This is a genomic window from Nonomuraea lactucae (genome assembly GCF_003313395.1).
GTDB classification, from domain to species: domain Bacteria; phylum Actinomycetota; class Actinomycetes; order Streptosporangiales; family Streptosporangiaceae; genus Nonomuraea; species Nonomuraea lactucae.
The window spans coordinates 1-1,996 of sequence record NZ_QNFZ01000578.1; the positions used below are offsets into that span (position 1 = coordinate 1).

A 1,996-nucleotide genomic window follows, 5' to 3' on the forward strand; every position below is an offset into this window, starting at 1 on the left:
CGCCACGCCCGCGACAGCCGGCGCCACGCCCGCCGCCTCCTCCAGCCCGGCCGCCACGCTCGTCGCCACCCCGCCCCGCGTCACGCCGAGCGTCACTAGCGCGCCGGTCGCCACCGTCGCGCCCAAGGCGGAGCGGGAGGTCAAGCTCGCCGACGTCGGCGCCACCCTGTACGAGCACCCCACGGACCCCGTCTGGCTGGCCGCCTACCTGCAGGTCAAACGGCCGTTCAAGACGTTCGCCAGGGACCGGACCGGCCGGTTCAAGGAGATCGGCCTGGCCGAGGCCCCCCAGATGTCGCCGGACGGCGACTGGGTGGCTCTCAACCCGTGGCTGAAGTTCCAGAACACCGACATGGACAAGCTGAGGTTCACCAGGCTGAGCACGGGAGAGTCGTTCGAGGTCACCACGGTCAAGAAGCCCGAGCAGTCGTGGTTTCCCGCCTGGTCGCACGACGGCACCCGGGTGGTGGCCTCGATCACGGACGACAAGCGCAAGAAGATCACCGGGTTCGTGCACGTCGACGTCGTGGCGCGCAAGGCCACCGTCGTGCGCACGGAGTACGTCGACGACCTCAGCCTGCCGTTCACCTTCACCCCCGACGGGAGCATCGCCCGCGGCTACACCGCCGCCAAGAACCGCGGATTCGAGACCTATGACATGTCGGGCAAGGTCACGCGCAACGTCCACTGGGTCGGCTCGCCCCGCGACGTCTCCTGGTACTCGCCCTCCGGCAAGAAGTACGTCACGGTCTGCCCCAACCGCGAGGACGTGTGCGTCTGGGACACCAGCACAGGCGTCCGCAAGGCCACCATCGGCGGCATCAAGAATGCCGGCTACCTGCTCGGCTGGTTCAACGAGGACCACATCCTGGTGCGCGAGCCCACCCGCAAGAAGGGCCGCGACCAGATCAAGATCGTCTCCTTCCTGGGCGAGACACAGCGGGTGCTGGCGGAGCTGCCCTCCAGAAGCGTCATCGTGCACTTCGCGCCCAAGGCGCCCCGGTGATGCGGCCGCGGCCGCCCCTGCCGGGCGATCCGCCGCGGTTGGGCCCCTACCGCGTCGCGGGCCGGCTCGGCGAGGGCGGGCAGGGCGTGGTCTACCTCGGCGAGTCGCCCGACGGGGAGAACGTCGCGATCAAGGTCCTCGCGCGCGTGCCGGACGAGGAGGGCCGGGCCCGGTTCGCCAAGGAGATCGAGCTCGCGCGGCGGGTCAAGGCGTTCTGCACGGCGCGGGTGCTCGGCGTCGGCGAGCAGGACGGGGTGCCGTACGTGGTCAGCGAGTACGTCGACGGGCCCTCGCTGGCGCGCGTCATCGCCGAGCGGGGCCCGCTCCGGCCGGCGGAGCTGCGCCGCCTGGCGATCGGCAGCCTGACCGCGCTGGCCGCCATCCACCAGGCGGGCGTGGTGCACCGGGACTTCAAGCCGGGCAACGTGCTGCTCGGCCGGGACGGGCCGCGGGTGATCGACTTCGGCATCTCACGGGCGCTGGAGTCCGGGGAGGCCGACGAGCACCTGGAGGGCACCCCGCCGTACATGGCGCCCGAGCAGTTCTCGGGCGGCGGGGCGGGGCCGCCCGCCGACCTGTTCGCCTGGGCGGCCACGGTGGTGTGCGCCGCCACGGGCACGCCGCCGTTCGGCTCCGGTGACGTGCCGGCGGTCGTGACCCGCATCCTGTCCGCCGAGCCTCAGCTGGGAGAGCTCCGCGGCGACCTGCGCGACCTGGTGGCGCGCTGCCTGGCCAAGGATCCCGCCGCCCGGCCCGCCGCGTCGCGGGCGCTGCTCACCCTGCTCGGCCATCCGGTGCCGGAACGGGCCCTCCTCGACGAGGGCCGCAGATCCGCCGCACCCCCGCCCACCACCGCGCCTGCCAACCCGCCCTCCACCCCGCCCACCACCACAGCCCCGGGCTCAGCCGTGGCGCCGAGCATGGGGGCCACGGCTGAGGGGGCGGGGGCTCAGGGGGCGGGGGTGGCCGCAGGTGGCCGGGGCGGGCGCC

The 1,996-nt window shown here is 73.4% G+C and carries 2 protein-coding genes; both read left to right on the forward strand.

Annotated features, from left to right (window positions below; all coding sequences use genetic code 11):
- The coding region (locus DQW85_RS23795; RefSeq protein ID WP_162795303.1) for a TolB-like translocation protein at positions 1 to 1,006 on the forward strand (1,006 nt) is incomplete at its 5' end.
- On the forward strand, positions 1,006 to 1,996 hold a 991-nt coding region (locus tag DQW85_RS23800; protein ID WP_162795304.1), incomplete at its 3' end, for a serine/threonine-protein kinase. The genes DQW85_RS23795 and DQW85_RS23800, both read left to right, overlap by 1 nt.